29 protein-coding genes are annotated in these 25,164 nt (G+C 46.8%); 14 read left to right on the top strand and 15 right to left on the bottom strand.

Features of this window, described 5'->3' with window-relative positions:
- The first annotated feature begins 20 nt into the window (after positions 1-20).
- Positions 21-632 (top strand): HTH-type transcriptional regulator Hpr, encoded by a 612-nt coding sequence (locus tag NYE28_RS05190; protein WP_003155240.1) that lies wholly within the window; start codon positions 21-23, stop codon positions 630-632.
- Here the strand turns inward: NYE28_RS05190 and NYE28_RS05185 are convergent.
- Positions 629-970, bottom strand: coding sequence for a YhaI family protein (locus tag NYE28_RS05185; protein ID WP_003155243.1), 342 nt, complete (start codon positions 968-970; stop codon positions 629-631). The two genes, NYE28_RS05190 and NYE28_RS05185, sit on opposite strands and share 4 nt — an antisense overlap.
- A 210-nt stretch (positions 971-1,180) precedes the next feature.
- On the opposite strand from NYE28_RS05185, the gene NYE28_RS05180 reads away from it, so the two are divergent.
- Positions 1,181-1,711 (top strand): DUF3267 domain-containing protein, encoded by a 531-nt coding sequence (locus NYE28_RS05180; protein WP_007409225.1) that lies wholly within the window; start codon positions 1,181-1,183, stop codon positions 1,709-1,711.
- 60 nt (positions 1,712-1,771) lie between these two features.
- Positions 1,772-1,990, top strand: a complete 219-nt coding sequence (locus NYE28_RS05175) for a hypothetical protein (RefSeq protein ID WP_003155245.1) — start codon at positions 1,772-1,774, stop codon at positions 1,988-1,990.
- Between the two features lie 56 nt (positions 1,991-2,046).
- Here NYE28_RS05175 and yhzE2 read toward each other — a convergent pair whose 3' ends face one another.
- Both yhzE2 and yhzE1 read right to left on the bottom strand, forming a co-directional pair.
- On the bottom strand, positions 2,047-2,133 hold the full coding sequence (yhzE2, locus tag NYE28_RS05170) for a sporulation protein YhzE2 (protein WP_003155248.1): 87 nt from the start codon (positions 2,131-2,133) through the stop codon (positions 2,047-2,049).
- A gap of 124 nt (positions 2,134-2,257) precedes the next feature.
- Positions 2,258-2,344, bottom strand: a complete 87-nt coding sequence (yhzE1, locus tag NYE28_RS05165; protein WP_017417375.1) for a sporulation protein YhzE1 — start codon at positions 2,342-2,344, stop codon at positions 2,258-2,260.
- 158 nt (positions 2,345-2,502) lie between these two features.
- Here yhzE1 and NYE28_RS05160 point away from each other — a divergent pair, with 158 nt between their 5' ends.
- Positions 2,503-3,354, top strand: a complete 852-nt coding sequence (locus NYE28_RS05160; RefSeq protein ID WP_253599801.1) for a peptidylprolyl isomerase — start codon at positions 2,503-2,505, stop codon at positions 3,352-3,354.
- A 38-nt stretch (positions 3,355-3,392) separates the two neighbouring features.
- On the opposite strand, the gene NYE28_RS05155 is transcribed toward NYE28_RS05160, so the two are convergent.
- The 6 genes from NYE28_RS05155 to NYE28_RS05130 all read right to left on the bottom strand — a co-directional run bounded on the left by NYE28_RS05155 (position 3,393) and on the right by NYE28_RS05130 (position 11,114).
- Positions 3,393-3,620: a sporulation YhaL family protein gene (locus NYE28_RS05155; RefSeq protein WP_015417149.1), complete on the bottom strand. Its 228-nt coding sequence runs from the start codon at positions 3,618-3,620 to the stop codon at positions 3,393-3,395.
- Between the two features lie 114 nt (positions 3,621-3,734).
- The gene (yhaM, locus tag NYE28_RS05150; protein WP_003155251.1) at positions 3,735-4,679 is read right to left on the bottom strand and encodes a 3'-5' exoribonuclease YhaM; all 945 of its coding nucleotides are present in this window, start codon (positions 4,677-4,679) and stop codon (positions 3,735-3,737) included.
- A 73-nt stretch (positions 4,680-4,752) separates the two neighbouring features.
- Entirely contained in the window at positions 4,753-7,635 is a 2,883-nt protein-coding gene (locus NYE28_RS05145) for an AAA family ATPase (protein WP_342490327.1), read from the bottom strand.
- Positions 7,632-8,855, bottom strand: a complete 1,224-nt coding sequence (locus NYE28_RS05140) for a DNA repair exonuclease (RefSeq protein WP_337681283.1) — start codon at positions 8,853-8,855, stop codon at positions 7,632-7,634. Before NYE28_RS05140 ends, NYE28_RS05145 begins: the two co-directional genes overlap by 4 nt.
- Positions 8,856-8,965: 110 nt before the next feature.
- The gene (locus tag NYE28_RS05135) at positions 8,966-10,225 is read right to left on the bottom strand and encodes an ABC transporter permease (RefSeq protein WP_025284501.1); all 1,260 of its coding nucleotides are present in this window, start codon (positions 10,223-10,225) and stop codon (positions 8,966-8,968) included.
- Positions 10,218-11,114: an ABC transporter ATP-binding protein gene (locus tag NYE28_RS05130; protein ID WP_007409231.1), complete on the bottom strand. Its 897-nt coding sequence runs from the start codon at positions 11,112-11,114 to the stop codon at positions 10,218-10,220. The genes NYE28_RS05135 and NYE28_RS05130 overlap by 8 nt, the downstream gene beginning before the upstream one ends.
- Positions 11,115-11,219: 105 nt before the next feature.
- Between NYE28_RS05130 and NYE28_RS05125 the strand changes: the two genes are divergently transcribed.
- Complete coding sequence (locus tag NYE28_RS05125; protein ID WP_094031625.1) at positions 11,220-11,405, top strand: YhzD family protein; 186 nt, start codon at positions 11,220-11,222, stop codon at positions 11,403-11,405.
- 24 nt (positions 11,406-11,429) lie between these two features.
- Here NYE28_RS05125 and NYE28_RS05120 read toward each other — a convergent pair whose 3' ends face one another.
- Positions 11,430-12,197 carry an enoyl-CoA hydratase gene (locus NYE28_RS05120; RefSeq protein ID WP_007409232.1) on the bottom strand — a complete coding sequence of 256 codons (768 nt, stop codon included), beginning with the start codon at positions 12,195-12,197 and terminating at the stop codon, positions 11,430-11,432.
- Positions 12,198-12,381: 184 nt separating this feature from the next.
- On the opposite strand from NYE28_RS05120, the gene NYE28_RS05115 reads away from it, so the two are divergent.
- Genes NYE28_RS05115 through NYE28_RS05105 form a run of 3 tightly spaced genes read left to right on the top strand, consistent with a single transcriptional unit; the run spans position 12,382 to position 14,482 of the window.
- On the top strand, positions 12,382-12,735 hold the full coding sequence (locus NYE28_RS05115; protein WP_052827227.1) for a hypothetical protein: 354 nt from the start codon (positions 12,382-12,384) through the stop codon (positions 12,733-12,735).
- Between the two features lie 27 nt (positions 12,736-12,762).
- Complete coding sequence (locus NYE28_RS05110; protein WP_012117200.1) at positions 12,763-13,260, top strand: cation:proton antiporter regulatory subunit; 498 nt, start codon at positions 12,763-12,765, stop codon at positions 13,258-13,260.
- Between the two features lie 7 nt (positions 13,261-13,267).
- Entirely contained in the window at positions 13,268-14,482 is a 1,215-nt protein-coding gene (locus NYE28_RS05105; RefSeq protein ID WP_168985234.1) for a cation:proton antiporter, read from the top strand.
- Positions 14,483-14,507: 25 nt separating this feature from the next.
- Here the strand turns inward: NYE28_RS05105 and NYE28_RS05100 are convergent, their stop codons facing one another.
- From NYE28_RS05100 to NYE28_RS05090, 3 genes are all read right to left on the bottom strand, one after another.
- The gene (locus tag NYE28_RS05100; RefSeq protein WP_015417143.1) at positions 14,508-15,797 is read right to left on the bottom strand and encodes a SidA/IucD/PvdA family monooxygenase; all 1,290 of its coding nucleotides are present in this window, start codon (positions 15,795-15,797) and stop codon (positions 14,508-14,510) included.
- A 102-nt stretch (positions 15,798-15,899) separates the two neighbouring features.
- Entirely contained in the window at positions 15,900-17,402 is a 1,503-nt protein-coding gene (locus NYE28_RS05095; RefSeq protein WP_342490326.1) for a coproporphyrinogen III oxidase, read from the bottom strand.
- A gap of 112 nt (positions 17,403-17,514) precedes the next feature.
- Positions 17,515-18,381, bottom strand: a complete 867-nt coding sequence (locus NYE28_RS05090) for a Cof-type HAD-IIB family hydrolase (protein ID WP_012117197.1) — start codon at positions 18,379-18,381, stop codon at positions 17,515-17,517.
- A gap of 383 nt (positions 18,382-18,764) precedes the next feature.
- Here NYE28_RS05090 and NYE28_RS05085 point away from each other — a divergent pair, with 383 nt between their 5' ends.
- Positions 18,765-19,904, top strand: coding sequence for a DNA alkylation repair protein (locus NYE28_RS05085; RefSeq protein WP_342490325.1), 1,140 nt, complete (start codon positions 18,765-18,767; stop codon positions 19,902-19,904).
- Positions 19,905-19,942: 38 nt separating this feature from the next.
- On the opposite strand, the gene NYE28_RS05080 is transcribed toward NYE28_RS05085, so the two are convergent.
- Entirely contained in the window at positions 19,943-20,293 is a 351-nt protein-coding gene (locus NYE28_RS05080; protein WP_014720937.1) for a YlbF family regulator, read from the bottom strand.
- Between the two features lie 85 nt (positions 20,294-20,378).
- The gene (locus NYE28_RS05075; RefSeq protein ID WP_025284496.1) at positions 20,379-21,512 is read right to left on the bottom strand and encodes a DUF445 family protein; all 1,134 of its coding nucleotides are present in this window, start codon (positions 21,510-21,512) and stop codon (positions 20,379-20,381) included.
- A gap of 237 nt (positions 21,513-21,749) precedes the next feature.
- Here NYE28_RS05075 and NYE28_RS05070 point away from each other — a divergent pair, with 237 nt between their 5' ends.
- The 5 genes from NYE28_RS05070 to NYE28_RS05050 all read left to right on the top strand — a co-directional run bounded on the left by NYE28_RS05070 (position 21,750) and on the right by NYE28_RS05050 (position 25,145).
- Entirely contained in the window at positions 21,750-22,841 is a 1,092-nt protein-coding gene (locus NYE28_RS05070) for a YheC/YheD family protein (protein WP_337681280.1), read from the top strand.
- Entirely contained in the window at positions 22,831-24,189 is a 1,359-nt protein-coding gene (locus NYE28_RS05065; protein WP_015239497.1) for a YheC/YheD family protein, read from the top strand. Before NYE28_RS05070 ends, NYE28_RS05065 begins: the two co-directional genes overlap by 11 nt.
- 82 nt (positions 24,190-24,271) lie before the next feature.
- Positions 24,272-24,487, top strand: a complete 216-nt coding sequence (locus NYE28_RS05060; protein WP_012117190.1) for a YheE family protein — start codon at positions 24,272-24,274, stop codon at positions 24,485-24,487.
- Between the two features lie 224 nt (positions 24,488-24,711).
- Positions 24,712-24,918 carry an alpha/beta-type small acid-soluble spore protein gene (locus NYE28_RS05055; RefSeq protein WP_007610368.1) on the top strand — a complete coding sequence of 69 codons (207 nt, stop codon included), beginning with the start codon at positions 24,712-24,714 and terminating at the stop codon, positions 24,916-24,918.
- Between the two features lie 101 nt (positions 24,919-25,019).
- A complete protein-coding gene (locus tag NYE28_RS05050; RefSeq protein WP_007409245.1) occupies positions 25,020-25,145 on the top strand; it encodes a hypothetical protein in 126 nt (41 codons plus the stop codon).
- The last annotated feature ends 19 nt before the right edge of the window (positions 25,146-25,164 follow it).

Below are 25,164 nucleotides of genomic sequence, written 5' to 3'. Positions count from 1 at the left end.
TGTGAAGCAGGTGATCTGTATTGAATCGTGTTGAACCGCCTTACGATCTAAAAGAAGCTTTAATCTATACCCAAAAAATGGCGCAGCTGTCCAAAGCGCTCTGGAAATCTATCGAGAAAGACTGGCAGAATTGGCTGAAGCCGTACGACCTTAATATTAATGAGCATCATATATTATGGATTGCCTATCAGCTTAAAGGAGCTTCTATTTCAGAAATCGCCAAATTCGGCGTTATGCACGTATCAACTGCATTTAACTTTTCAAAAAAGCTTGAAGAACGGGGATATCTGAAATTTTCCAAGCGGCTGAATGATAAACGGAACACGTACATTCAGTTAACAGAAGAAGGGGAAAATGTATTCGAAAGCCTGCTTGAGGAGTTTGATCCGTCGAGAAACGCTGTGTTTAAAGGCTCACAGCCGATCTACCACTTATTCGGGAAGTTTCCTGAGGTTGAAGAATTAACCTGTGTCATCCGCCACATTTACGGCGAAGATTTTATGGAGATATTCGAGAAATCATTGACAAACATAAACAATGATTTTGATAGTGAAGACGGAAGGCTGAAGAAAAAAACGGACGAATCGGCTGTCCATGAAACGGCTGAAGAGCTGGAACCGATCAACAGTTAATCAAAGTGCTTCATAATCTCAATAAATTCTTCCATCAGCGCTGTATAAAGCCCCTGCTCATACAGAGCAAAAATCGTTTCATGAACATCTAATTTTTCGTTCAGCTGTCCCGCAAAAAGCGCAAGGAGCTTGTCAAACGTCACAAAGCCTTGCGCTTTTTGCGACTCCAGCTCGTCCTCCAATTCGCGGCAGATCCGCCCGACCTCTTCTCCTTCTTCTTCGGTCAGCCCTTTTTCAATCATCATCGCATAAAAAGGGTACTTATCCATATCCACCGTTTTCACCAGCAATTGTATGTAATATTCTAAACGCCCGATACGCTGATCCATTGAATCCATCCGTTTCACTTCTTTCTATCTTTAATCTTATTTTAGCTGATAATGAATGGAGAAGAAAGGTTAAACCGTACATTTCCATGTTTCACCGAGCTCTTCTGTTCTTCTCTTTTCAGGTTTATTTTTTTCTTTAAAAAAGGATTGATTTTTTCTCCTGAAGAGAGTAAATTATTTTGAGATTGTATTCCATCTTTGTACGGAAGGATGACTCTGATGAATTGCTGGAAAACCATTAATCTGATCAAAGATTATGGTGCGGTTCGTTTATTATTGACTGCTGTAGGTTTTATGATCCTGTTTTTTATATGCAACTTCTTGGCATTCGGGCTGCTGCGTCCGAATATCAGTTTAAGTGACGGGCACGTGTTTGCTTTTTGTGTTCTGCTCGTTGTTACTTTATTTGTACATAAAGTCATACATGTCCTGCCGATGATCTGTAAAAAAAGAAAAAAGGAAATGAAAATGTACTTCTTGCGGATGCCGACATGGAAAGGCATACCGAAAACGACGATGCTGATTTCAACGATCAGCCCGTTTTTATTCATTACGCCGTTATTGTTTTATGCCGGACTGGCATTTCCGAGACACGCTCATTACTTTTATATGATTTCGAGCATCCATGCGGGGTATTGCCTGCCTGATCTTCTGTTTGCCCTGCATCTGGTCAAAGCGCCCAAATCATGTCTGATTGACCAGGAATCCGACGGTTTTGATATTTTAGTAAAAAAAGTGCCGGAGTCTTGATGTCCCGCTGATTTTTCAGGTTACATTCTATCTTTTTTAATAAATATTTGGTAATGTAATATGGGAGCAGTTCAGAGAGAGGGGGAATCTCCCATCATTTTATTCTATTTTATCGTGGCTGCCCTGTTTATTCTTTATTTCATAAACAGGCTCACAAATACATTATGCCTTGTCAGAGAGATTCCTGAAGACCGGCAGGATAAGGTATTCCGTTTTATTAATGTATCTATTTTAATTTTACTGATCTCTTCATTCGTCGAGATCTCCTTTACTGTGTAAACAGGCAAAAAAATATGGCTGACGGAGGTCTGACCCCCGACAGCCATATTTTTTTCTTAATAAAGCCAAGAAGCGCCGATGATGATCAATAAGATGAACAGAACAACCAATAATGCAAAACCGCCTGCAAATACTTCACCCATCTCCAAAAGCACCTCCTACAAAACGTTTTATTTTTCCAATTACATCATATGCAATTTACTACTGAAACGATTAGGCGCCCGGGTAAGAAAACGGACCGCTTTTAGAAAAAGCGATCCGTTTCGCTTAACAAATGTAAGCTGCACCTACGATGATAAGCAATATGAACAGTACTACGAGCAGTGCGAAACCGTTTGAATATCCTCCGCCCATGGTTCATTACCTCCTTTTCATGATCAATATATTTGTATGTATCAGGAAAAAGTTTGACTAGACGAATGCCCTTTATTTAAAATCTTTTTACAGAAAGCCACAATATGTTATGATACGCATATGCAATTTAATTTGGATGATTAGGAGTGTTTAAAGGAATGAAGAAAATCGCGATAGCAGCTATTACGGCAACGAGCGTCCTGGCTCTCAGCGCTTGCAGCAGCGGCGACAACGACGTGATTGCCAAGACGGATGCCGGAAATGTAACAAAAGGCGAGCTCTACACGAACATGAAAAAAACCGCGGGCGCAAGTGTGCTGACACAGCTCGTACAAGAAAAAGTATTAGCAAAAAAATACAAAGTATCGGATAAAGAAATCGATACCAAGCTGAAAGAGTACAAAACGCAGCTCGGCGATCAGTACAGCGCCCTTAAACAGCAGTACGGCGAAGATTACCTGAAAGATCAGGTGAAGTACGAACTGCTTGCGCAAAAAGCGGCGAAAGACAACATCAAAGTGACTGACTCCGATACGAAAGAATATTACGACGGGTTAAAAGGTAAAATCCGTGCGAGCCACATCCTTGTCGCTGACAAAAAGACAGCTGACGAAGTGGAGAAAAAGCTGAAAAAAGGCGAGAAGTTTGAAACGCTTGCGAAAGAATATTCAACTGACAACTCAAAAGACAACGGCGGCGACCTTGGCTGGTTCGATAAAAAGTCAATGGATGAAACATTCAGCAAAGCTGCATTCGGCCTGAAAGTCGGACAAGTCAGCGATCCGGTCAAAACAAAATTCGGTTATCATATCATCAAAAAGACGGAAGAACGCGGCAAATATGATGACATGAAAAAAGAACTGAAAGAAGAAGTTCTTAAACAGAAATTAAACGACAACTCAGCTGTACAGGCGGCAATTCAAAAAGTCATGAAAAAAGCTGACGTAAAAGTGGAAGACAAAGACTTAAAAGACACGTTTAACACTTCAACTTCTTCTGAATCTAAATAAAAAAACTGTGCGGGCTCTCGGCGAGCCGCACAGTTTTTTTATGCGATGGAATGATTGGAGTTTTCTTCCGCATCCGCGTTTTCACTTGGGGGCGCCGCCATACGGCGCTCGCGTTCCTGTTCCATCCGTTCAATATACACCCTTCCTTCTTTTTCAATAAACGACTGGTCAAGCTTTTCCTCTTCTTTAGCTGTCGTGAAAAGCTTATAGGCGCTGAAAATAATTCCGATAATGCAAAGGTATACCCACCAAGGAAAAAATAGCACGTCGGTTTCCTCCCTTTTTCACCCAGAGTCTTTATTCTAAGCTATGCTTGATAAAGACAAGTTATGAGAGCTGAACGTAAAAAAGACCGATCATAGAGAATCGGCCTTTTTATCTTATTGATGGAACGTCGGTTTGTAGAAAGAACGGTTTTCAAGCGCAAATACACGCTCTGTGTATTCGCCCGGCTTCACCCGTTCCAGCGCTCTGTCCATCATGATCATTTTTGCATCCAGATTGTCAATGTAGTGAAGAATTTCCGCTTCTTTCACCATCGGCGGTTTCGGGCTTCCCCATTCCGCTTTTCCGTGATGGCTTAAAATCAAATGCTTCAGAATCAGCACTTCTTCAGCGTCAATCTGAAGCTCTTCGGCTGCTTTTGAAAGCTCTGTCACCATGATCGAAATGTGTCCGAGCAGATTCCCTTCCACGGTGTACGTTGTGGAGACGGGGCCTGAAAGCTCTTTTACTTTGCCGAGATCATGCAGAATGACTCCGGCATACAGTAAATCCCGGTCAAGAGACGGATACAGATCGGCTATCGCTTTTGCCAGGTTCAGCATGGACACTACATGATACGCAAGCCCTGAAACGAACTCATGGTGGTTTTTAGCCGCCGCCGGATAATCCATAAACTCAGCCGCATATTTTTTGACCAGATGTCTCGTGATCCGCTGGATGTTTGGATTTTTCATTTCAAAAATGTATTGAGTGACGGTTTCCATCATTTCGTTTTTCGGAATCGGCGCCGTTTCCAGAAAATCATCAATGCTGACATTTTCGTTCTCGCCGGCCGGCCGGATGTTTCTCAGCTTAAGCTGGTTTCGTCCGCGATAGTGATGGACATCTCCGATCACCTTCACGATCGTCTGCGCCGCGTACGTTACTTCATCAGTCGGCTTGGCATCCCACAGCTTCGCTTCGATATCTCCCGATTGGTCCTGCAGCATTAACGTCAGGAATGGTTTTCCGTTGCTTGCGATTCCCTTAGTCGAAGATTTAATCAGAAAGTATTGATCGACCTGCTCGCCGACCTCGTGCAGCATAATACCTTTTGCCATTCTATTAAAAGCTCCCTCCATATCTTACATAATACCAGTATAGCACATACCTCTTTTTTGAAAATAAACTCTTTTATGACAGGAGCCGCATGACTTGTCCGCTGTGAAAAGACCGGCTGACATGCTCATGGCAGGTGAAATAAAGTATCTGCCGCCCGCCTTCTGAAAGCTGATTCAGCACATCAAACAGCCGCTGCAGCCGCTGCCTGTCAAAATGGACAAAACTGTCATCAAGTAAAAACGGCAGTGATACCGCAGATTCCCTCTCTGACGCAAGGGCAAAACGAATCGCCGCATAAAGCTGCTCGCATGCCGCCTGTGACAGTTCGCCTGCAGAAAACACCGTTCCGTCTTTCCGCATAACCATAATGGAATCATCAGCCTCGGAAAAATACAATTTGTGATAGCGTCCGTCCGTAAGCGGTCCGTATAATGCACCGGCGGTTTCTAACAGACGGGGAAGCGTCACTTTTTTATGCCGCTCCATTTTTTCCCTTATAATGTGTCTGACCGTCTGTAATGCGGCCCACTCTTTAGCGGTTTTTTTCACGCGCTCCTTCTGCATTTCTGTCTGCTGTTTTAAATCGGATACAAGCCCCGAGGACTCCAGCTGCTCTTGCTTCACCGTTAATAAAGCGGTTTGCTCACGGAGCTGGGCGCTTTTTTCCTCAAGCGTTTTTTTCTCTGTTTCCTTCTGAACGACTGTATGTTCAAGTTCGAACACTGTGCGGCTCATGTACGGCTCCAGCTGTTTTCCGCCTATGCCGGACAAGTGCGTTTTGATTTCGCGCAGCTGCCGCTCTGTTTCCCGGCGGCTTTCAGTCAGCCTGGCGAGTTCACAAAAGTGTTCGCGGTTTTTTGCGCCTGCCGCCATGAAAAGCTGTTTGACCTGCTGTTCGTAGTAATGAACTTCTTCATTTAATTCACGCATTTGCTCTTGTGCATGCAGCAGATCCGTTTCGAGCGCCTGTTTTCGTTTTGCTTCCTCACGGGCCCGTTCCGCCTGCGCCAGCAAAACGTGCAGTCTTTCTTTTACGGACAGCTCCCTTCCGTCTGAAGGACTCAGCTTTTTGACCCGGTCCTCAAATGCTCTTTGCAGCTTTTGCAGCCTGCCCGCTTCAATGGTCAGCTCATGCTTGTTAAGGATTTCTTTTTTGACATCTTTCATCACATGATATGCGTCAAGAAGATGGGAAGGACTTCCTGAAAACCCCAGTTCCTTCATAAAAAGTTCCGCCTGTTTTTCAGACGGCGCCATTTCGGCCTCCCATTCTTCATATTGGCGGATGACTCTTTCATATGCCGCTTCTTTCTGTTCAAGCACGGCTTGATCCGCAATCAGCTGCTGCCGGTGCCGGCCGTCACGCCAAAGCTCTTCCTGCAGAAGATCAGCCGCTTCTTTAGAGATCGCCGGCTTCTTTTTCTTGTGTCCGGGCCCTCCTCTTTCTGACGGCAGCGGTTTTTGCATGCCGGACAGCATATACAGCAGCAGAGCGCCGGTAAAAAGGGCGGCGGGCAGCCATTCCTTTAACATAGCGAAAATCGCAATGAACAGAATGCCCGCACCGAGAAAGAGCTTTTTTTGTTTGGCGCGCTGTTTTTCCAGATGCTGAACATGTGCCTGCCATTCGTTTCCTTCTGTATCAGCCATTTGCTTATATGATTGTAAAGCGGCTTCTTTTTCTTTCCTGACAGCGGGGTCCAAAATGTTTTCTGCCGTCAAGGCATGTTTTCGTTCGGCTTCTTCCAGCTCCAGCCGCGCTTGTTCGAAAATCGCATCAAGCTGTGTCTTTCTTTCTCTTGCCTGTCCGGCGCTCTGCACGGCTTCCTGCAGCCGCCATTCATATTCATAATCGGTGTTCAGTGAAAGAATGCCGTCCTCCTCATGTCTTCCGAGCTGCTGCAATCCTGACGAAACGCGGGCAGATGTCTGCCGGATCTGTGATTGGATGGCGGCAAGCTGTTCGCCGCGCGATTCGTACATATGCTGCTCGCCGGAAAGCTCCTGCAGCTGCCGCTCTTTTTGCAGCAAGTCCTCATTTGGAGCGAGCAGATCAGCCTGCCGCCTGAGTTCAGCCGCTTTTGCCCGAAGCCCCTCAAGACGGGCCGCTTTCGGATGGAGATGCGATTCGTATTTTTCAAGCTGATGCATTCCGTCCTTCGGGAATTGCTTCAATGCTACCGGATAAGAAGAAAGTTCGCTTTCCAAGGCTGTTTTTTTGTCTGCGAGCGGCTTTGCTTCTATCGCCGATTTTACTGTTTTGATTTCTTCAGTTATGTCTTTCAATCGTGCTTCGGCATCCTGCAAACGGCCGCCGGCGCTTTTTTTCTCTTCCAGAAGGCTGTGATAGCCCGCTTCCGCAGCTTCCTCCTGTTTCAGCTGGGCGCTGAGCCGCTTTAATGTATCCAACTCCTGATTTAAGCGGGGGTTCCGCCCGTTCGGCTTATACATCCTGTCAAGTTCTTTTGCCAGTCGCCCGTCAAGCTTTGCCGCCGCTTCCGACCCGAATAAGCTCGAATACAGGAGAAACTCGCCGATTTTGTCCCGGTTAAAAGCTTGAATCTCCTGCAGTCCGAATACATCGAACGAATAGATCGCTTCGTACAGCGCCCGGTCTGTATCGGAGAGAAGCTGTTTGAGCCATTCTCCGTCCTTGATTTCGCCTGAAGCCGTATACACTCTGACTTTTTCGGCAGCGCCTTTTGTCCGTTCGATTTTGACAGCGCCGTGATCGCCATGCTTCAATTCCACAGTGCCGCCGTAAACCCCGCCGTTTTTCGGTTCGTATTTTTTTGATTTCGGAAAACCGAACAGCACGCTTTTGATAAAGGACATCAATGTCGTTTTGCCCGCTTCATTTAACCCGTAGATCACTTGCACGGGAGAATCTGACAGCTGAAAACTTCGGTCGGAAAATTTTCCGTATTGGTAAATATGCATCGCCGTTATTTTCATCGCTGAAGCTCCTTCATCTGGCGTCTTAAAACGGCTTGAGCCTGCCGCTTAATATCCAGTATCTCTTCATCTGTAAATGAAGCCATCTGACGCCGGTATACGGGATGACGCTCAAGGGCTTCAAACACACCGCTCATGTCCGCGCATTGTTCTATGTCCTGAAGGAGCCCTTTAAAAAACGGATCAGGCGGCACGGTGTCTGTTTCATCCGTCCGATCCTCAAGCGCAAGCGGCCAGACGAAACATTCCTCTTCGGCCTCTTCCTCCTGTAAAGCGGAAAGAAGCTCCTCCGCGATGCCTGCGGGCGCCTCCGTCCAAAAGCGGGGCGCCTCGCCGCGAAGCACCAGCCTGACACATGCCGGGCGGCCCGCCGCGCGCAAGCCGGAGAATGTATCCGATGCGGCTTTCAGAAGTGAAGTCATATGTTCAGCTCCGGAGATATCAAGATCAATTTCCTCCCATAACACATCATGCGCTTCTTTGAATTCCCAAGACATCTCACCGTTTGCCGCCCGGACGAGATAATATCCCTTAGGCCCGGTTTCTTTTAAATGCCGGGCTTGAATATTCCCCGGGTAAATGGCGGCGGGATGCTGGGCGGACAGAACCTGCCGTTTATGAATGTGTCCGAGCGCCCAGTAATCCATGCCGCTTTTTTCAAGGTCTTCTTTCGTAAACGGGCAGTACGGGTCATGCCCTTCCGCTCCTGATAACATGCCGTGGAGCATGCCGATATGATAAGGCGCGCAGGTCATTTTCCGGTAACGGGCCGCCTGATTGACCGTTACGCTTCTTTCCTGATAGCTGCATCCGTATATGCTTGCCGCAAGCTCTCCGTTTTTAAAGAAAGATTTTTCCTCCGGTGTATCCGAGGTGAAGATATGTACATTTTCCGGCCATTCAATCGGCGACCACTTACCGCCCAAATGATCATGGTTGCCGAATATGACGAACACTTGGATATCCGCTTCCTGTAATCTCGTAAACTGTTTTCTCAAAAACAGCTGGGCTTTTAAACTTCTGTTGGCTTCGTCAAACAGATCCCCCGAAAGCAGCACGAAATCTGCCTGCTCCCGGAGTGCCCCGTCCGTCAGTCGGCGGACGCTGTGAAATGTGCTTTCTTTAATACGCGCATATACCGGTTCAGGCAGATTCGAAATGCCGTAAAACGGGCTGTCCAGATGCAGGTCAGCGGCATGAATAAACGTCAGATCAGCCATCTCGCCCTCCCCTTTCTGCAAATTGAATTACCCTTATTTTAGCACCGTTTTTATACGAATGCACGTTCTGTAAAATAAAAAAACAGCCCGGCTGTTCCGGGCTGTTTCACTTATTTTTTGGAGATGCGCAGCGCTTGTTTGATCGCTTTGAATCCGCTGGCGTTTCCGTAAATCAAAACGCCGCCTTTGTAAATTTTCGCGCCGACCGCTGCAAAGATCACGATAGTGAGCAGTGTCAGGGCGATTCCGGCCGCAGCCTGCCAAAACGGGATATCGAGCATCCCGACGCGTAAAAACATAATCATCGGCGTGAAAAACGGAATGTAAGAGGTAACGGTAATAAAACCGGCGTCAGGATTGCCGATGCCGAACATGGCGATCATAAAACCTGCCACGACTAAAAAAACCATCGGCTGAATCGTCTGCTGTACGTCCTCTATCCGGCTGACAACACTGCCGAGAAACGCGGCAAGCGTCGCGTAAAGAAAATAGCCGAGCAAATAGAAAATGACAGCATAGACTATCGTCGAGACGGGAACATCCTTAAAATTGAGAAATGCACTGATCGGCGACGACGCATCATTTTGAGGGTTCAGCTTCAGTGAGAGATAACCAGCCGCAATCAGCACCGCAAACTGTGTGATCCCCACGAGCGCGATACCGAACAGTTTGGCAAACATCTGCTGAATCGGCGGCATGCTTGAAATTAAAATTTCCATGACGCGGGACGATTTTTCCGTCGCCACTTCCATCGCAATCATGCTTGCGTACATGATAACTGAGAAGTAGATGACAAACAGCATGATGTAGACAAGCCCCATTACCTGACCGAGCTCTTCCTCAGATTTCGCCCCTTTTTCCAGCGCGTCTTTGCTGACTTCCGGCGGAGTGTAGAGGCTGCTGACTTTTTCTGCCGAAATGCCGAGCTTGGCGGTTTCGACAGCGGTTTTTGTCTGGGTTAAAGCCTGCTTGAGCAGTTTATACGCTGATTCATCAGAAATGGTCAGCGCTTTGTATGCTCCTGTTATCGTTCCTTTTTGATCTTGTCTGATGATAAACAGTCCGTCCCATTCACCGTCTTTGACACGCTTTACGGCATCTTTTTCGGACTCCTTCGTCTCCATTGCCTGCAGATCATTGTCTGTATCCGCCGCTTTAAGCTGTTTTGCAAACGCCGGGTACAGCCCGCCCGTTTCATCAATCACCGCAATTTGCTGCTTGCCGTCATCCGATTGAAACACGGATATAATCGATTGCAGATTGGTCACCGCTAATACTAATAAAACGGTAATGGCGGTCGAAATAATGAATGACTTTGTCGCGATTTTGTTTTTATATGTATGAAACAGCATAATCCAAAATTTATTCATAAACGGCCCCCACCTTTTCTATAAAAATATCATGCAGTGACGGCTCTTCCAATTCAAACTTCCGTATAAAACCTTTCCCTTGCAGCGCCCGGAAAATATCCTGAGAAACCGGTTCATTCGCGACCTGCAGTCTGATTCCGTCATTTGTTTCCTTCCATTTCACGACGCCTTCATGCGTTTTTAAAAAGCTGAGGTCATCATCTGAATGAACGGTGACATTTTTTTTGCCGAAAGACCGCTTAATGTCTTTCAGATTGCCTTGAACGACGGGTTTTCCCTTCTGGAGAATGCACAAATTCTCGCAAAGTTCTTCCACATGCTCCATTCGGTGGCTTGAAAAAACGATGGAAACGCCGCTGTTTTTCAAAGAAATAACCGCTTCTTTCAGCAGCTCGACATTCACCGGATCAAGACCGCTGAAAGGTTCATCGAGAATCAGCAGTTCAGGCTTATGCAGGACGGCCGAAATGAACTGGATTTTCTGCTGGTTTCCTTTCGACAGCTCTTCGACTTTCTTATTCTTGTAATCTGTAATGCCGAACCGCTCGAGCCATGTCATGAGCTCTTTTTCCGCCTCTTTTTTGCCCATTCCTTTTAATCTCGCCAAATAGACAAGCTGGTCACTCACCTTCACTTTCGGATACAGCCCCCGCTCTTCCGGAAGATAGCCGATTTTTTCACTGATGGAATAATTGACCGGCTGCCCTTTCCAGGTGATATGCCCGTCAGTCAGGCTTAAAAGACCTAAAATCATCCGAAAGGTCGTCGTTTTTCCCGCGCCGTTTGCGCCGAGGAGCCCGAACATTTCCCTTTCAGGTATTTGCAGGTTCAAATTGTCAACAGCGGTAAAGCTGCCGAATGTTTTCGTTACGTTTTCAATTGTAAGCACGAATCCAACTCCTTCCTTGACCCATTATATACTAATAATGGGTAAAAATTAATGGAGGATTTTAAATTCTTTATCAGAATATCATTCTATAAAGGGGGTGACATGATGGGACAATATGTATTGACCGCATTCCATGCGTCGGGAGAAACGCTGCTGAATGAACGGATCGAAGCGGATAATGAGGTGGAGGCGAAGGCCGCCGGAGAGGCTTTATTGAAGGAAAAAAAGCTTGAGAACAGTACTCATCGCTTGGTAAATGAAGCCGGAAAGCTGATTTTATTCCACAGATAACAGAAGCTTTCCGGCTTCTGTATTTTATCGGTTAAATTGCGGCGTCCGTTTTTCTAAAAAGGCGCGGATGCCCTCTTTATGATCATCCGTTTTTCTCATATTTTCCTGGGCCTTTCGTTCAAGAGACAAAACATCTTTTAACCGGCTGATATGGAGGCTCTGATAAATAGCCTTCGTTTCAATCATCGCTGACAGCGGCGCATGCAGCAATCGGTCGATATACGGTTGTGCCCCCTCCGCAGGGCCGCCGCTGAACAGCCCGTCGGCAAGCTTGAGCCGCACCGCTTTTTCAGCCGGTAATTTTTCACCGCTCCAAATCAGTTTTTTCGCTTCGATCTCACCGACGCGTCTCATTAATAAATAATGGCCTCCTCCATCGGGAACCAATCCGATGCCGATGAAATTCATCGCGAGGCGGGCGTTTTCTTCAGCGAGCACCACATCGGCGCACAGCGCGAAACTCAGCCCGAGCCCCGCCGCGGCTCCGTGGATGGCGGCTATCACAATTTTTTTCATATCATAGAGCGTCAGCGTAATGGATTCGATCATTTTCATGAGCCGTTCATATTCTCCTGAATCATGATCAGACGTCATCATCTGGATATCACCGCCCGCGGAAAATCCCCGGCCTTCCCCCCGCAAGAGGACGATAAGCGCTTCGCTGTCGGCTGCCATCACGCATGCGTTTTCCAATTCCCGGAGCATTTGTTCATTCAGCGCATTGTAACTGTCAGGCCGGTTCAGCACAATCTCTGCGATCTTTCCCTTTTCTTCATAGCGAATATACTGCATGTTTACATCCTCCTTGAATCCGCTTACATATTTTGTTCAAATGATATATTCCTTCCGCCGAAGCGAAATTCCTTTATTTTTCAAGGTCAATAGATACCGAAAAATGCATATCATTTGAAACTGAACATACATTTTTATATAGTGAAATTGATATACAAAACAAAAGGGGGGAAAAACGCCGATAATGAAATATGTGATACTCAGCTTGTTACTGAGCTTTTTTATGGTGCTGTTCCCCCCTTCGGATGTCGCTCTTCCTTCCCAATTGGTGACAGAAACAGACAGCCATGTACAAATTTCGGTTTACCCGCAGGAAACGGATTCGGCAAAGACGCCGGTTCACACCAAAACCGCTCCGCAAGGCCTGTCAAAAGGATACGGTGCGTTATCCCGGATGATCTCCCTGTTATCTGTCAAACCTCTTGATCAATTCATTGATTCCACAATGGAAAGGACATGCGCCATTCCGATACAATACCAGTCAAATTACCTCCGGCATCAGACCATTTCTCATTGCCAATCTGTATTTACGATGTAAAAACAGTATATTCCGGAGGGATTTTTTATGAATATTAAAGAAAACGATCTGCCCGGCATCGGGAAAAAATTCGAAATCGAAACGAGAAATCATGAAAAAATGACGATCATCATTCATGATGACGGCAGGCGGGAAATTTACAGATTTGATGACCGCGACCCTGATGAGCTTCTGGCAAGCATTTCACTTGATGATGCGGAAGCAAGACAGATTGCCGCGATTATCGGCGGGATGGTGTACAAACCGCAGGCGCTTGAATCGATTGAAATGGCGTTCAACGATCTGATTATCGAATGGTTTAAAGTTGAAAAAGGGGCAAAAGCGGCAGGGCGGACGCTCGGCGAACTGGATGTGCGCCAAAACTATGACGTGACGGTCATCGCCATCATTAAGCATAACCAGAAAAAGCTTTTAAACCCGGGCGCTGATTCGCTCCTTGAAGCAAACGATACACTCGTCCTCTCAGGTGAAAGAAAGCATTTGAAAAAGCTGATCCAAGACTTCCTCTCCAGAGACGGAGTGTGATCTGTTTATGGACCATCTTGTATTTGAAGTCGGTACGGCGTTAGTTCTTGTAGCCATTGCGAGTGTCATCGCCAATAAAATTAAATTCTCGATCATCCCCTTCCTGATCATTTTAGGAATGCTTGTCGGGCCGCACGCGCCCCAAGCGGGCATCATTGACCTGACGTTTATCGAAAGCCGGGAAGTGATTGAATTTTTCGGACGGATGGGCGTCCTGTTCCTCCTCTTTTACCTCGGGCTTGAATTCTCGGTCGGAAAATTAGTCAAATCCGGACGTTCTATCGCCGTCGGCGGAACGATTTATATTCTGATTAATTTCAGTTTAGGGCTGATCTACGGCTTTATCACAGGCTTTTCCTTTTTGGAAGTGCTTGTATTGGCGGGCGTCATCACGATATCATCAAGCGCCATTGTCGCAAAGGTGCTTGTCGACTTAAAGCGCACGGCCAATCCGGAAACGGAGCTGATTCTCGGCATCATTATGTTTGAGGATATCTTTCTGGCGGTTTACTTGTCCGTCGTTTCCGGGCTTGTTCTGGGAGACGCGACGTCTGTCGGAGGCGCGCTGATGTCAATCGTGATCGCTTTCGGATATATGCTGCTGTTTTTCATTGCCGCTCGAAAATTGCCGCCTCTGCTGAACAAGCTGCTTGATATCCGTTCAAACGAGGTATTTGTCATCGTCATTTTCGCCGCGCTCTTTTTCATTGCCGGCTTTTCCGAAACGATTCATGTCGCTGAAGCGATCGGCGCGCTCTTGCTCGGACTCGTGTTTTCGGAGACGGCCCATTCTGACAGGATTGAGCATCTTGTCGTGCCGTTCCGTGACTTTTTCGGGGCCATGTTTTTCTTCAGCTTCGGTCTGAGCATTGATCCGTTTTCACTCGGAGATGCGGTATGGCTTGCCCTTGGCGCCGTTCTGCTGACGATTGCCGGAAACTTTATCGCCGGCATGATCGCCGGGCGCCGGGCGGGGCTTTCTCATAAAGCATCGTCTAATATCGGGCTGACCATTGTGTCACGCGGCGAATTCTCCATTATCGTCGCAAATCTCGGCATCGCCGGCGGCCTGTCCGCTTCACTTAAACCTTTCGCCGCCTTATATGTTTTGATACTGGCCATCTTCGGCCCTTTGCTCACGAAAGAATCGAAGCGGATATATCTCCTGTTGAACAGCGTGTTCAAATGGAAGACGCCTGAAAAGAAGCCGCAGAAATCATAAAAAAAACTGACCTCTTCATAAGGGGTCAGTTTTTTTGAGCGGGAAGAAATTGCTGAAAAGCCGTTTTTTTATTAATGGAGAAATGCTCTTTTCCCAGAATGGTATTGATGATTTTTTGGTTTCTGTAAACAGACAGCTTCAAATTCGTAGCGCCCGTTCCGTGAGCATGATCAAGATTCGTTAATGTGAAAAAATGATGCCGCCTGTCGTCCTTAAAGACAAGACGGGAATCGGCCGTCACTTTAAACCGTTTCTCATCCTCCCATTCGATATCGGGGGCAATTGCCGTAAACCATTCCGGAATATGAGGTTTAAAACCGGTCGCCAATATCACTTTTTCTGAATCGGCCGTAAAGGTTTCATCCATCTGCCATTGATGAAAGCTCAGTACACAGCGCCCGTTTTGCTTTTCAATTTTTTCAAGCTCCGCCATCGGCTGAATATACACGTCAGGCGAACCTCCGCTGATCGATCTGTGATACAGGGCATCGTAAATGGCGGCAAGTGTGTCAGAATCAATGCCGTGGCGCAGTCCGTCCAGCTCAGGGAGCGTGTTCAGCCGTTCTTTAAAAGGCAGGCGGTTAAAATATTCCACATAATCAGGTGTAAACATTTCCTGCCCGAGCTTGGCGGTTTCCAATTCTCGGAATCCGGCGGAGCGTGTCACCCATTGCAGCCGGCTGCGGCGGTATTGTTCATCGTGCAATAAGTCAGAAAAGATCTCCGCGGCGCTCTGTCCGGAGCCGACCACTGTAATTGATTCGGCGCCGGCGAGCTCGTCTTTCCGAAACAAATATTCCGTGCTGACCATCGTGTCCTGACGCGCTTCGTCAGCAATCTCTGCGGGAATAAGCGGTTCAGACCCCGTCCCCATGACGAAATGCTTCGTTTGATAGACACTGATGCTTCCGTCCTCAATGTTCTTGACGCTGACGTCATAATGTCCGCCGGCATTTTTCACGCCGATTACCTCTGAGCCGAAACGGCATGATTTGATTTCTGAAGCCGCCCAGCTCAAATAGTCGTTAAATTCCCGTCTCGGAATATCAAATTCATTAAACGTATAAAACCGGTACAGCCGGTCATGTTCATGGAGAAAGTTTAAAAACGTGTAGCGGCTTTTCGGATCGGCGAGCGTGACCAGGTCCGCCAGAAACGCCACCTGTAAATCCGTCCCTTTAATTAATAGACCGGGATGCCACGCAAATTCTTTCTTTTTATCGAAAAAAAGAGCGTCTGTTCCGGGTATATCCTCTAACAATGCGGCAAGCCCTAAATTAAACGGCCCGATTCCCGCTCCAATGACATCATACATATTATGCACCTCTTGCGAATAACAGTCTGATGGTCTTTTCCCGTTTTTACAGACGGTTAAACATAAAAAAAACGGCACGCTGATTCCGTGCCGTTTTTGATATTATAATGCGGATTTGACGAACATCTCATCTAAGTATTTGATTTTCTCTTCTGTATAATGCTCGAATCGGTCATTATATGATTTCGGATCTTTCGGATTGGCGAAGTGCGTGATTTTTCCGGTTTCCGGATGAATGAATTTGCTTGCCGCGCCGCAGCCGATACCGATAATCGTCTGCACTTCTTCCATAATCATAATGTTGTAGATGCTTTCCTGACCAGGGAAGGAGTAGCCGACATTTTCAAGGTTTCCGAGAATGTTTTTCTGCCGGTACAAGTAGTACGGCGTATAGCCGTGCTCTTTTGTCCAGCGGACGGCGTCATCCATCATGCGGGACACTTCCTGTCTGTCGGCAACTTTATACTTATGCTTGTTTCTCGTCATTTCTGACGCCCGTTTAAAAGAAAGCGTATGAACGGTCAAAGATTCAGGCATCAGCTTTTCCGTTTCCTCAAGACTGTGCCTGAACTCAGCCGTCCCTTCTCCCGGCAGGCCGATGATCAGGTCCATGTTGATATTATTCATGCCGTGTTTGCGGGAAAGATGGTATTTTTCGATGGTTTCTTCAACTGTATGGTGTCTGCCGATGGCCTTAAGCGTTTCGTTTTCATAAGATTGCGGGTTGATGCTGATTCTGTCAATCTTATACTTATTTAAAACGGCAAGCTTTTCCTCCGTAATCGTGTCGGGACGGCCCGCTTCAACGGTAATTTCCCTGATATTTGCGACATCCGGAAAAGAGCGGACCATTTCTTCATATAAAAGATCCATTTCCTCAGCGGTAATGCTTGTCGGCGTGCCGCCGCCGAAATAAATGGTCGTCACTTTGATATCATGCCGCTTCAGCCATTCTCCGATTTTCTGCATTTCATAGTGAAGCCCCCATAAAAAGGAGCCGACTCTTCCCGCCTGTCCTTGAATGGCATAAGCCGGAAACGTGCAGTAGGCGCACTTCGTCGGGCAGAACGGAATGCCGATATAAATGCTGACTTCATCTTTGACCCGGTACAGATCGGGAACCGCAGCGAGCTGGCGGTCGACAATCTCCTGCATCAGATTGATTTTTTCATCATGGATCAGATAATCTTTTTTCAGATCGGCATGCGCCTCTTCTTTTGTCAGGCCGCTCTGCAGCTTTTTATGAAGAAGTTTAGTAGGCCTGATGCCGGTTAAGATTCCCCATTTTTGTGTTATGCCCGTATGCGATTGAAGAAGATTTAAGTAGACGTACGACAGCGTGTTTTTCACCTGTTTAAATACTTCTTTTTCGCTCCATCCGGCAAGAAGCGGTTTCGTATGATGTTCCTTTTCGCCGGTTCCTTTGATTTCTCCGGATACCGACACGCTGTCTGCATCTTGAGAAATGGCAAGTGAGATGACGAGATCAGAGGGTTCCTCCGTTTCGCCGTATGCAAGAACACACTCTTCAAAAAATAAATTCGCGATGTTTTGCAGCGGACGATGCAGCCTGTCATCCGTGATGCCGTCTATTTTTATTTGCAATGTGATCACCTTATTTTTCAGATTCAAAACTTTCTTTAGTGTACAGAAAGAACAGGCTAAAATCAATCCGCGAAAAAGCCGCAGACCGGCGTTTCGCGTCTGCGGCTCTTGATTACGGCCGTTTCATATGGAACTTATCGAGAAAGCCTTTGCGGTGCTGCATGCGGAAATATTCCTTAATCATATAGGCGACTCCCTGTTCATCATTTGACCTTGTCACCCAGTCCGCTTTTCTTTTTAATTCATTTGAGGCATTTCCCATCGCGACGCCGAGACCGGCCAGCTCGATCATCGGCAGATCATCTTCCTGATGGCCGATAGCTACAACCTCTTCCATTGAAAGCCCGAGTTCAGCGGCGACCATCGAAAGTCCGCTTTCTTTTGAAACCCCTTTAGGCACGATGTTCAGTTTTTCTCCGTTGACGCGGATCACATCGACGGCCGGGAATGCTTTCATTATCGTATCCGTTATATCAGCCTGCAGGCCATCTTCGGCATGCACTTCAATGACGGGCGCTGAAACCGGCTCATCAAGGAGCAGGTCACTTAATGATTCGACAAACTGCACCGGATAAAAAATCGGATCAGACGGATGAATCATCGTTTTCCCGACCAGATTGGAGTTCACTTTCTTCTTGTTTCCGATCGAATATTTTTCGTGAAGAAGCCGGATATTACATGGATAGCTTTCCAGCACCTGAACAATATTAAACGTGTGATCTTCTGATATTTTCTTTTCAAAAAACGGCTCATCTATTTTTTCAGAAATGTATGCGCCGCTGTGGGTAATCAATTTTGCATTCAGCTTTAATATTTTCGCCACTTTTTGAGCAGAGCGAAAATGGCGGTTTGTGACCAGTGTGACGTAAATTCCTTTTTTCTTGACGTATTCGATGGCATCCTTTGTCGTCTGATGAAGTTTGCCGTTGGAGCGAAGAAGCGCTCCGTCTATATTTAACGCCAGCATTTGTTTTGACACAGAGAAGTCCCCCTCCTTGATGACTGTACTTGTCATTAGGATATGACCCTGTCTCTTTGTTTAGAACAACCTTTTCTCCGCAGCAAAAAAGCCTGCCTCAAGCAGACTTTGAACTGTCGTTTTGTTGGGATACGATCGATTTGCTGCCTTCTCCCCAATGTGTATTTCTATTTACGAAATATATCAGGAACCCCTTATTTGACCGTTGATGCGCTCGTTTCACTTACTCTCTGTTGCTACCCCTTAACATACCAGGCAGTATAGGCGACCGTATCCTTAGATCATCTGTAAGTGTAGGCGCTTTCAGAGTTATTATCTCAATTATATTGTTAAAAAACAAGGGTTTTTTTAACTAAAAAAATCAGAGGAAATATCTATGCTGAATGTATGATAAAGTTGCAAGGGAACATACATTCTCATATAATAAAAGAAAAAAAGCGGTGACTGTCATGTCTCTATTAAAAGATATTTATAACGAAGAATTTGCAGAAGCACTTCTGAACAGAATCAAATCGGCGTATCCGGCTTTTGAGCGGGACAAGTGCCGGGCGCTGATGTTTCAGGAAGATTGGCCCGGACTGACGTTAAAACAGCGGATGCGCCGGATCACAGACTCTTTATATGAAACACTGCCGAAGGATTACATACGGGCGCTTGACGTCTTATATGAGACAGCTCCCCGCTTCTCAGGGCTCGCCGGGATTATTTTTCCCGATTATGTCCAACAGTACGGAACGGATCACTGGGACGAATCAATGAAGGCGCTTCAGTATTTCACTCGTTTTTCCACTTCCGAATTTGCGGTCCGCCCGTATATCAGGCTTGACCGGGAGCGGATGTTCAAAGAGTTCCTTTCCTGGACGGAGCATCCGGACGAACATGTCAGAAGGCTTGCCAGCGAAGGCTCAAGACCGCGCCTGCCATGGGGAATCTCCATTCCGGCTCTTCTTGACGATCCTTCCCCGATTCTCCCTGTTCTGGACCGCTTGATGCAGGATGACTCGTTATATGTCAGAAAAAGCGTGGCGAATAACCTGAATGACATCTCCAAAACACATCCGGATGTTCTGGCACAGATCGCAGCCGAGCGGTTCGGAAGCTGTCCGCACACGGACTGGATTTTGAAGCACGCCTGCAGGACACTGTTAAAAAGAGGAGACAAACAGGCGCTTGCGGTTTTCGGGTTTGAAGACGCCTCCCGGATTTCATTGGAACGTTTTACACTGAATTCGGAAACGGCCGCCATCGGAACAAGCATACATTTTTCTTTTCAGATCCGCTCATCCGCCCGGCAAAAAGTCAGGGTTGAATACGCGATTGATTTTGTAAAGAAAAGGGGGCACCGCAGCCGCAAGGTGTTTAAGATGTCGGAGTCCGCCATGGATAACGGAGACGTAAAAACCTTCAGCAAACATCATTCCCTTAAAGATTTAACCACCCGCAAGCATTATCGGGGAATTCACACTCTGTCTGTCATCATTAACGGTACGGTAAAAGGTTCGCTTGATTTTTCTGTTGAATAAAAAAACCCCTCCATTTCATAGATGGAGGGGTGTGGAGCTTATTCCGGGCTGCCGTAAAGCTCTTCAAGAGGTTTCATAATGATTTTGTTTAACTCGCCGATCAGCATGCTCATGCGCTGTTCCGCTTCCATCAGCTGAGAAATCAATTCATGCTGCTGTACGAGAGCAACCGTTTTTTGTGCCTGCTCTACTTCTTCCTGAGTGATTTCTTCACCTGACATCTGTTTCTGCTGCAGCTGCAGCTGTACATTGCGGAAGTTATCAAACATGCGTTTTGCGGATTCATCTGCGTTTACTTGATCATAAAGCCCTCTCAGACGGCTGTATTCATCACTGTTTCGCAAAGCTTTTTCAAGATCATATGCTGCATCATAAAAATGAACTGCCATAGTAACCGCTCCTTTCTTCCTTTCGGACATACCACTCCACTATAACAGACTGCGGAGCGACTTTCATCATCGGCGTATGTTTTCCTTAGAAAAGAATGACAAACAAAGCCTGAATTGCTCCGATTATCCCGCCGAGCAGACCGCCTAAATACGTTATCATCTTAAATTCTCTCTTGGAAATCGACAGCACCATTTCCTCCAGCCGTTCAACGGGAAACTGATCAACCTGCTCTTTGACCACTTCCTCAAGACGCAGCCGTTTCAGCACATCCTCCAAATGAGCGGCAATACTGCCGAGTGCCGCATCAAGCAGCTTCGGCGCGTACGTTCCCGTAATCTCCCCTTCATAACGGGAGATGATGTCACCGAGCCGGCATTCGAAAAAGGGCGCGGTTTGAAGTGCGGCCAAAGCCCGCTTTTTCATGCTGAACAGCAGATCTTTCGCATTCCACTTTTCATCGGCCTCATAAAGTGTATAAGATTTGAGCTTGCCCCATTCTTGAGAAAGCAGATCAGCCAGAAGCTTTTTCGTTTCCTCATTGCGCAAAAACTTTAACAGCTCAGGCAGCACACGGTCTGCCAAGCTTGAATTGCCGAGGAACATCTGCACCATGCTGCCGAGCATCCCCCGGGAATTCAAAAAGTCGTCAATCATATTTCCGAGCCTGTCTTTCCCTTCTTCGCTCTCAAAATAATCAATGCTCCGCTTCAGAATATAATCTGCGGCCAACGGGACTTTTTCATCCAGCTTTTCCTGAAGCTCATCAGGAAGCCAGTCTTTTATGGCGCGGTGCTCATATTTCCGGTACAGTTCCGAAAGCTTTTCATCGGTAAAACGGTCAATCCAGGCATCCGTCTTTTCCTGCGGATTCCGGATGCCCGCGGCAGCCAAAGCTTCGTGCACCGTCATCTCGGAAGCGGCCATTTTTTGCGTGAATTGTTCGGCGAAAAGAAGCGCCTGGTTTTTAACGGTATCTGATAAAAGCCGCTTTTTTATTCCTTCCGGGGTTAAAAGGTGGTTCGTCACCATGAGCCCCATTTGTTTTGCCAATTCATCCCGCCTTTTCGGGATCAGCCCCGGCGTAAACGGAACCCGTTTTCCGAACAGGTAATACGGCCGGTACGGACGAAATAACATCTGAATGGCAAGATGATTCGTCACCGCGCCGATCGCGGCTCCGATCACAATCATAAATAGAAACGTTCCTGCTATGCCCATTCCTTTTCTTCTGCCTCCATCTTATGTTCTATTTTCTTGATGATATATCTATTCGTATTATAGAGGCTGGCGTGCATGCGGGCAAATGAAGAACCTGAATTGTTGTTTGTGAGGAATAAGGCAAGATGCTGTTTCGTACTCTTTACAGTAGATCATCTTTTATGATGCGCTTAGCATATTTATTGGATGGAAGGGCCGTTCCATCAGCGGCTTTTTGAATAAAGGGGGAGTAATAATATGACAACACTCGGTTTTATGTCTGTATCCCGCCGGCACGAAGAAGATTACGCCGGGGAATTGGCTGAAAGAGCGCCTCAATATAATGTGCGCTTAGCCCGCTTTACACCGTTTGATATTTTTCCGGATTCTTTGCGCGTGAAAGCGCTCGTCTATCACCCGCAAAGCGGAAAGTGGAACGAAACGGAAATCGATATTCCCGAATATATTTACGACCGCTGTTTTTACGGAAAATCCGCTGAATCGCAAAAAGCCAAACCGATCGTCGAATGGCTGAAAAAATATCGGAAAACGGAATTTATCGGCCGGGGGCTTCCTGATAAATGGACGGTCACGGATGCGCTCCAAAAGCATCATCTGATCAGTCCCTATATTCCTGAAACGGCCGAAGTCAGCCGCTATGAACAGGTGCAATCATACTTAGCCAAGGAAAAAGCATGTATACTTAAGCCCGCTTTCGGCGCGGGAGGCAGAGGCATCATCCTGCTTGAAACAGGCAAAAAATCAATTACGGCCACTTACTATATCGGAAAAAACAAACAAACAAAATCATTTTCCAATCACGTGTCTTTTAAGTCTTGGTGCAAAAAAGTGCTGCAGCACCGCTATTTGCTTCAATCCTACTTAAATATCCAGGATAAAGAGCGGCATCCGTGCGACATCCGCATTTTCATGCGCAAAACTGAGTCAGGCGTTTGGGAAACGGTCGGAAAAGCGGTCAGAAGGGGTTATCAGAACGGTCTTTTATCTCATTTGCCCGGAGGATCCGAACCGATTAAGTTTGACACATGGTTTGAGGAAATTCCGAGAAAGCAGCAGGCCGTTTTATTGGATGATGTCTTTTCGATCACCCAATCCGTCCCTTATTTCCTTGATGAACGGTTCGGGCCGCTGTTTGAGCTGGGGCTCGATATTTGTTATGCCAAAGACGGACGCATCTGGCTTTTGGATGTCAACTCAAAGCCGGGACGGAAAGCTATTTTAAGCGTGGCTCCGGAGGCGAAAGAGGATTTGTATACGAGTCCGCTGAGACGCTTCCGCGAACTTCAGTCACAGGAAAGCCGGAAAGGAGTATTACCGCGTGAATCATAAAGGGATGATTGTCGGCATCGATAAAAAAAGCAAAAATACGCTGTTTCTCCCCTCCTCCATGAAACGGGAAGGGCTTTTATCCGCTGCCTTCGGGACCAAGGTTGTCAAATGCCGTGTAGCCTTTTCTCAATCACTTGAAAAAAGCGCGCTCCTTTCTGAAGATTTGTTTGAGGAGCTGTTGATACCGCATAAAAGCCGGGCTGACTTTCTCATACACGGCCAGACGGTGCACATCGGACCGCTGATCGGCGTTTTCACAGCCGGGTTCACATCATCGCCGTCCCGCCCGTTAAGAGACCGTACAGCCTTCTTTTCCAAGATGCTCTCTCTTCATGAACAGGCGAACGGATATTGTTTCGTTTTCGGGGCCCATCAGATCAACTGGGAGGAAGGCACCGTCCAAGCGCTGATTTATAAAGAAAACAGCTGGAAACGGACGGCCGTCCCGCTTCCGAATGTCGTATATGACAGGCTCCCGAGCCGAAAAACGGAAGAAGTTCCGCTTTTACAGCAGACAAAACAAAGGCTGATGAATGACTATCAGATTCCGTGGTTTAATCCGCAATTCTTTAATAAATGGGACATTCATAAGCTTCTGGAAAAAAACAGTCTCACCGCTTCACTTCTGCCAAAATCTGTCCTGCACCCGAATGCAGAAGCGTTAGAAACGTTATGCAGCACGTTTGACACCGTCTATATCAAACCTGCAGACGGCGCACTCGGCACGGGGATTTACAAGGTGGAAAAAACAGATGCCGGCTTATCTGTCAAACACACGAATGAGGAAAAAACGGTGGTGACGGCAGAGTATTCAGATGCGGCATCCTTCATGACATCATTTAAAGAAAACAATGACCCGTCCGCATTTTTAATTCAGCAAGGCATTGACCTGATCCGGCTGGATGGGCGCCCCGTCGATTTCAGGGTGCACACGAATAAAAACGCCGAGGGGAAATGGACAGTGACGGCCATTGCGGCAAAAATTTCCGGTGAAAACAGCATCACGACGCATCTCGCAACCGGCGGAGAAGTCAGGACGTTAGCTGAATTATACGGCGATCCGAGAGAGAGAGTCGGCATGATGCGGAAACTTTCAAAAGCCGCCTTGGCGGTCAGCCGCGTGTTAAATGAGCACATTGAAGGTTTTATCGGCGAAATCGGTTTTGACCTCGGCGTCGATCATTCAGGGAAAGTTTGGATGTTTGAAGCCAATTCCCGCCCCGGGCGCAGCATATTTTCCCATCCGAAGCTGAGATCGGTCGATTACCTGACAAAACGGAGAAATTTTGAATACGCGTCGTATTTATCAGAACGGTCCATCACCGCCCCGGAAAAACTTTGGCGGTGAGGCTGTCTTTTTTTAGGTTTACCCGGGACAGGCATTGAACGATGAGCTACAATGAACAAGATCAACATTTCCCATAAGGAGCGTGAACGTCATGATTTCGCACTTCAGCTGGAAACCGTTATTCAAAAAAGAGAAACTGCCCGGATGGCGGATTTCATTTTACTGGCAGGGTACGCATTACGAAGGGATTTACCACAAGTCAGGAGACATTGAATGGGGACACACACATCCGGGAAAAGAAGAGCCGGCTCTCGTAAAAGAGCTGCATGAATTAATGCTTTATCACATATATGACTGAAAGCTAAAAGCTCAGCCGCACCAGGCTGGGCTTTTCTTTTTCCTTCCGCTATTTACCACACCGTTTTCCGAATGAGATGCCGTTTGATTCACCATAATACGTAGTACAAAGCGGCAAACAGCATTGGGTGAAGCCGAGCTGGCAATGGTTTTCGTTCCGAAAATCATCGGCTGGTGCAATTCCAGCAAACCCAACCATACTACTTTATAAAGGAGATCATACAAATGGCAAACAACAACTCTTCAAACCAACTAGTAGTACCCGGCGCTGCTCAAGCAATCGACCAAATGAAATACGAAATTGCTTCTGAGTTCGGCGTAAACCTTGGCGGAGAAACAACTTCTCGTGCAAACGGTTCTGTCGGAGGAGAAATCACTAAACGTTTAGTATCTTTCGCACAGCAGAACATGGGCGGCCAAGGCGTACAATAACTCAATAAATGGCTTACAGAAGGCGCGGGATACCGCGTCTTCTTTTATGCCGTCACCCTTTTTTCCTATTCCACATACCCTAGGAAAAAAGGAGGGAAAACATGTCATTCATTGCCTCAGTCAATTGGGAGCTGATTCAGTTCGTAAGTGTTTCTTTGGTCAATGAATATGTTGCCCACCATTTCCCGTTTATTCACAGGTATTCTTTTCCCCGCTGCTTTGAATGATATAATGAGCGGCGAGGAG

It is taken from the genome of Bacillus sp. FSL R5-0443 (assembly GCF_038608285.1).
In the GTDB taxonomy this organism is placed as follows: domain Bacteria; phylum Bacillota; class Bacilli; order Bacillales; family Bacillaceae; genus Bacillus; species Bacillus velezensis.
The sequence above is the reverse complement of the archived record's forward strand: the minus strand, read 5'-3'. Positions and strand labels throughout refer to the sequence as shown.